This window comes from Moorena sp. SIO3B2 (assembly GCF_010692525.1).
Lineage (GTDB): Bacteria > Cyanobacteriota > Cyanobacteriia > Cyanobacteriales > Coleofasciculaceae > Moorena > Moorena producens.
Genome location: NZ_JAAHHE010000424.1, coordinates 1 through 4,713 on the forward strand (window position 1 = coordinate 1; position 4,713 = coordinate 4,713).

Annotated in this window: 10 protein-coding genes and 1 pseudogene; 6 read left to right on the forward strand and 5 right to left on the reverse strand. The window is 42.8% G+C overall.

The genetic code is table 11. The annotated features are described in order from the left end of the window. Together F6K38_RS35185 and F6K38_RS35190 are read right to left on the reverse strand one after the other, a co-directional pair. Positions 1–259, reverse strand: a pseudogene (locus F6K38_RS35185) (transketolase C-terminal domain-containing protein); the annotation flags it as partial. A gap of 13 nt (positions 260–272) precedes the next feature. After that, a complete protein-coding gene (locus tag F6K38_RS35190) occupies positions 273–1,223 on the reverse strand; it encodes an acylneuraminate cytidylyltransferase family protein (protein ID WP_287359731.1) in 951 nt (316 codons plus the stop codon). An 868-nt stretch (positions 1,224–2,091) separates the two neighbouring features. Between F6K38_RS35190 and F6K38_RS35195 the strand changes: the two genes are divergently transcribed. The 4 genes from F6K38_RS35195 (at position 2,092) to F6K38_RS35210 (ending at position 3,157) form a co-directional block, all read left to right on the forward strand. Next, complete coding sequence (locus F6K38_RS35195; RefSeq protein WP_287359732.1) at positions 2,092–2,376, forward strand: methyl-accepting chemotaxis protein; 285 nt, start codon at positions 2,092–2,094, stop codon at positions 2,374–2,376. After that, positions 2,376–2,507 carry a hypothetical protein gene (locus tag F6K38_RS35200; RefSeq protein ID WP_287359734.1) on the forward strand — a complete coding sequence of 44 codons (132 nt, stop codon included), beginning with the start codon at positions 2,376–2,378 and terminating at the stop codon, positions 2,505–2,507. The genes F6K38_RS35195 and F6K38_RS35200 overlap by 1 nt, the downstream gene beginning before the upstream one ends. Before the next feature lie 255 nt (positions 2,508–2,762). After that, positions 2,763–2,963, forward strand: a complete 201-nt coding sequence (locus tag F6K38_RS35205; RefSeq protein WP_287359735.1) for a hypothetical protein — start codon at positions 2,763–2,765, stop codon at positions 2,961–2,963. Then, positions 2,963–3,157 (forward strand): hypothetical protein, encoded by a 195-nt coding sequence (locus F6K38_RS35210; protein ID WP_287359736.1) that lies wholly within the window; start codon positions 2,963–2,965, stop codon positions 3,155–3,157. The genes F6K38_RS35205 and F6K38_RS35210 overlap by 1 nt, the downstream gene beginning before the upstream one ends. A gap of 32 nt (positions 3,158–3,189) precedes the next feature. Here the strand turns inward: F6K38_RS35210 and F6K38_RS35215 are convergent, their stop codons facing one another. Further along, entirely contained in the window at positions 3,190–3,315 is a 126-nt protein-coding gene (locus F6K38_RS35215; RefSeq protein WP_267872007.1) for a hypothetical protein, read from the reverse strand. A gap of 18 nt (positions 3,316–3,333) precedes the next feature. On the opposite strand from F6K38_RS35215, the gene F6K38_RS35220 reads away from it, so the two are divergent. Further along, on the forward strand, positions 3,334–3,711 hold the full coding sequence (locus tag F6K38_RS35220) for a hypothetical protein (RefSeq protein WP_287359737.1): 378 nt from the start codon (positions 3,334–3,336) through the stop codon (positions 3,709–3,711). Positions 3,712–3,797: 86 nt separating this feature from the next. Here the strand turns inward: F6K38_RS35220 and F6K38_RS35225 are convergent, their stop codons facing one another. Continuing rightward, complete coding sequence (locus F6K38_RS35225) at positions 3,798–4,223, reverse strand: hypothetical protein (protein WP_008181906.1); 426 nt, start codon at positions 4,221–4,223, stop codon at positions 3,798–3,800. 151 nt (positions 4,224–4,374) lie between these two features. Between F6K38_RS35225 and F6K38_RS35230 the strand changes: the two genes are divergently transcribed. After that, positions 4,375–4,515, forward strand: a complete 141-nt coding sequence (locus tag F6K38_RS35230; RefSeq protein WP_154659737.1) for a hypothetical protein — start codon at positions 4,375–4,377, stop codon at positions 4,513–4,515. Between the two features lie 6 nt (positions 4,516–4,521). On the opposite strand, the gene F6K38_RS35235 is transcribed toward F6K38_RS35230, so the two are convergent. After that, a partial coding sequence (locus F6K38_RS35235; RefSeq protein WP_287359739.1) for a PEP-CTERM sorting domain-containing protein occupies positions 4,522–4,713 on the reverse strand: 192 nt, incomplete at its 5' end.

Genomic DNA, 4,713 nt, shown 5'->3' on the forward strand with positions numbered 1-4,713 from the left:
GACCCTTAGAGGAAAAATAAATATCCCGTGGTTGATTAGAGTTAGTTTTCCTAACCCGTAATTCATTTAAAAACAGCCAACAAACAATATCTAAACTACTAAAACTACTACCAATATGCCCTGAACCAGCCTGTTTTATCATATATAAAGTATTGATTCGACAGTAGGTAGCAAAAAGCTCAGTATGAGTTTCGGGAGTAATGTCTAAATCCTTCAGGCGTTCAAACTCCCGAAACGGGACTAGAGATAGATTTGTCATTTAATAAATATAACTAAATTGGTTTTTGACAGACGAGAGGTAAGTGAGCGTCTCCCTGTTCTATTAAATAGTTCACATACCACCAATCTTTCAAGTCATTAATATCTAATCCCTCATGATCATGGGTAATAAATGGCATAATCACCTTTCCAGCAATTGTATACTCTTCCAGCACTACTCTTGACCAAGCAATTTCTAAGCTAGCATTTTGCACATAGACCTCTGGCAAGGCCTGATAGGGAGTACTATGCCAGGGGGTATGGGGGGTTGAAGGTTGGGGGGTTGAAGGTTGTTCGCGTAGCGTGGCCTTTTGGCCAAGGTTGGCTGGTTGGGTGGTTAGCTGGTTGAAGGTTGTTCGCGTAGCGTGGCCTTTTGGCCAAGGTTGTTGGCCTTTGGGGTTCGAGAAGGGTAGGTTGGGGGGTTGGAGGTTATGGTTAACCTGACAATTGCCTAATTCAAAAGTGTTCTGCTCAAGCAACGGTTTCATCAGGCTGCCGTTGAGTACCCACATTTTCCCAGGATGCTGCTGGCATTTCTCTACTGCCCGTAAGGAGTCTACTTGATCAGCTTGAGCCAAAAACGCTTGCCAAGCTCGTTGAATGGTCTGGGGTTGGCGACAAGGACTGGTTGGTCGCAGGATGCTGAAGCAATCAAAGTCTCGCCCCAGATTACTCAAATGCCTCAGGGTGTAATCAATCCACTCAATATCTGGTGACTTGTCGGTAGCATACTCTGGCGGACGCAAAAATGGTACCTCAGCGCTATAGTAACGAGCAATTTCCGCCACCTCTTCTGAGTCAGTGGAAACAATCACGGCTGAGAACACTTGGCTTTGGGTTGCAGCAGCAATAGTATAAGCAATTAACGGATGCCCTTTCAAACGACGAATATTTTTACCAGGTACTCGTTTGGAACCAGCCCGGGCTGGAATTAGGGCAACTACTGTCGGAGTTTTAGAATCCACCAATTTTCTTGATCTTAGACAATAATCTTGCTGGCAAATTTTTGATCACCACTTTATAGTTTACAGAAATAGGGAATAGGTAAGCTATCAGCTATCAGCTATCAGCTATCAGCTATCAGCTATCAGCTATCAGCTATCAGCTATCAGCTATCAGCTATCAGCTATCAGCTATCAGCGAACAGCGATTAGCGCTACGCGCACGCTACGCGAACAGCTATCAGCTATCAGTTATAGCAATCCTAAACGAGGTTTATTTTCAGCTGACGGCTAACAGCTGACGGCTGACAGCTAACAGTAGTCGGTAGTAGAACGGGCATCTTGCCCGTTACAATTTTACGAGTAATTTTTGGTTTTATAATAACTCACCATTGCAGTTAATTAGCTATTAGTAATTGCTAGGAGTTAATACTTGTCAGTATTGACAAGTATAGTGTATAATTATATATGGTTAAATCAATTACTTTAAGTACAAATTACTGGGTTTTAGTAAGTAGGGATTAGGGAGTAATAATTGCTCCTTGCCACCGTGAATTAAATCCCACAGACAGGATTTACTTAATAAGGAAATAAACTTGTTCGCGTAGCGTGACTTTTTGGCTAAGGGAAATCATCTGGTAAATCATAAGTAGTAAAAACCCGTTCTAATAGAGCAATGGTAAAAATTAACAGTCATAGCGTGTAATCGCCAATCACACTATAAAAATAACACCATAAACAGAATCTACACTAGTTTAATCAGAATTATAGCGGTGATACTACTTAGGATTTACACAGATTTTTTATCCTATGCCCTATTCCCTGTTACCTAAAATCCAAAACGTACTTCAACCAATTGATAACTGCGATCGTAAACATTATCTTGCAGCAAATGACAAATTCAGACCAGTTTGATACCCGTTTCAATCTTTTACTAACTGCCCTGGAGCAGATCAGCCAACAGATGGAACAGCTCGGTCACAGGATCGATTCTAATGCTCGTGCCATCGAGCGCACTAACCAACAGATTGAACGGATCAGCCAACAGATTGAACAGCTCGGTCACAGGATCGATTCTAATGCTCGTGCCATTGAAGCTCTAACCAATACTGTCCATGAGTTCAAACGCGTTCGCGTAGCGTGGCCAAAGGCCATCGCGCTCAAGGGTACTCTTTGATGGCAGATTTAGCTCAAAATCAATCCCGAATGTATGGGATGATGGCCAACTTAGATGAGCGACAGGAACAACTTTCCCAGCGACAGGGGGAGATTGTAGAAATTCTGAAGTTATTGACTCAATCTAATTAGGGTTTAGAACCACTAGCGTGAGCATTTAGCTATCAGTGATCAGCTATCAGCTCTCAGCTATCAGCTCTCAGCTATCAGCTCTCAGCTATCAGCTCTCAGTGATCAGTTTGACCCAGCAGTGGTGGGTTACGGGCAGCAACTTAACCCTGGCTACGAGGCGAAACATGAAGGCTCCCCTGAAGCACCACTAGCAGCTGACCGCTGACCGCTGACTGCTGATAGCTATTGAGAAAACACTAAACACTATTGCAGCAAATGACAAACTCAGACCAGTTTGATACCCGTTTCAATCTTTTACTAACTGCGCTCGAGCAGATTAGCCAACAGATTGAACAGCTTCGTCAAAGAACCGATTCTAATGCTCGTGCTATCGAAGCCCTAACCGATACTGTCAATGAGTTCAAACGCGTTCGCGTAGCGTGGCCAAAGGCCATCGCTCTCAACTGTATTCTGTGATGGTTAATTTAGCACAATCTCAGTCTAATTTATTTCAATCTCAAGCTAATTTAGCGGACAGTCAATCCCGAATGTATGGCATGATGGAAAACTTAGATCAGCGACAGGAACAACTCTCTCAGGGACATGAACAACTTTCTAACCGACAGGGGGAGATTGTAGAAATTCTGAAGTTATTGACTAAATCTAATTAGGGTTTAGAACCACTAGCGTAAGCTATCAGCTATCAGTGATCAGCTATCAGCCTATGGGCTACAGATGGTGCTACTGTTCGCCCAGCGTTCCCGTAGCGTGGCCTTTGGCTGACCGCTGACCGCTGACCGCTGACTGCTGATAGCTCTTGAGAAAACACTAAACACTATTGCAGCAAATGACAAACTCAGACCAGTTTGATACCCGTTTCAACCGTTTACTAACTGCCATTGAGCGCATCGACCAACAGATTGAACGGATCAGCCAACAGATTGAACAGCTTCGTCAAAGAACCGATTCTAATGCTCGTGCCATTGAAGCTTTAACCGATACTGTCCATGAGTTCAAACGGGATCGCGCTCGACTGTATTCTGTGATGGCCGATTTAGCAAACTCTCAGTCTAATTTAGCTCAAAGTCAATCCCGAATGTATGGCCTAATGGAGAACTTAGATGAGCGACAAGAACAACTCTCTCAGCGACAGGAACAACTTTCTAACCGACAAGGGGAGATTGTAGAAATTCTGAAATTATTGACGAAATCTCAACCAGCTTAAATCTAAGCTATCAGCCCTCAGCATTTAGCGGTCAGCTGAGGGCTGATAGCTGAATGCTTAAGCAAAAGGGGCAAGGGAGATTTCTATCAATTGTTTTGGTTCCCTTCTAGTAAACTATCCAGCTTATTTTCAATGGTGTTAAGTTTCCTGAGAATAGTGGGACGGTCATCATCGATAGCTATTAACATCCGAGTCAATCCTTCCTCAACTCTGGTAACTCTATTGACAACCTCTTCCATGGTCTGAATTCTCTCTCCATGGTCATTGGCAATAGCTTCTACAGAACGAGCTAATGACTGCACCACTGCTTCAACCTCTTCCATGGTCTGAATTCTCTGTTGATGATCATTAGTAAGAGCTTCTACAGAACGAGCTAATGACTCCACCACTGCTTCAACATTTTCAATGGTATGAATTCTCTGTTGATGGTCATTAGCAAGAGCTAGTACAGAACGGGCTAATGACTCCACCACTGCTTCAATCCGGTCTAATCTATCGTTGTTATTACTCACTGCTATAGCATTTATAAATAGCTTATGAACACCAATACTAATTTAGTATAGCATTTCGATTTAGTATAGCATTTCCTGTAGTAATTTAATAAAAATATTACCGCTTTTTACATTACCCAAAATCCCTTTATACTCGATTAATTATTGCCTGTTGGGTGCATCTCACTTTTGCCTAATTTCAAAACTGAGATGCACCGGTACCTACTCCCTACTCCCTACTCCCTACTCCCTACTCCCTACTCCCTTTCCTAATACCTTACTCACAAATCAGTTTTTTATTACTGATGAGTAATTGAGGCTAAACCTTTTGTTTAGATGGGGAAGGTTTCAGCTTACGTTTGATGGTTGAAGCTAAGCCGAGAATGGCAAGGGTAAAGATACTTATACTATGAGTGGGTTCAGGGACAATCACCGGTTTCGCAGAAAAACTAATCGGCAACTCGCTATCTTCTGGTCCAAAATTTTCAAAACCAGTGATAAATGGCGGTGC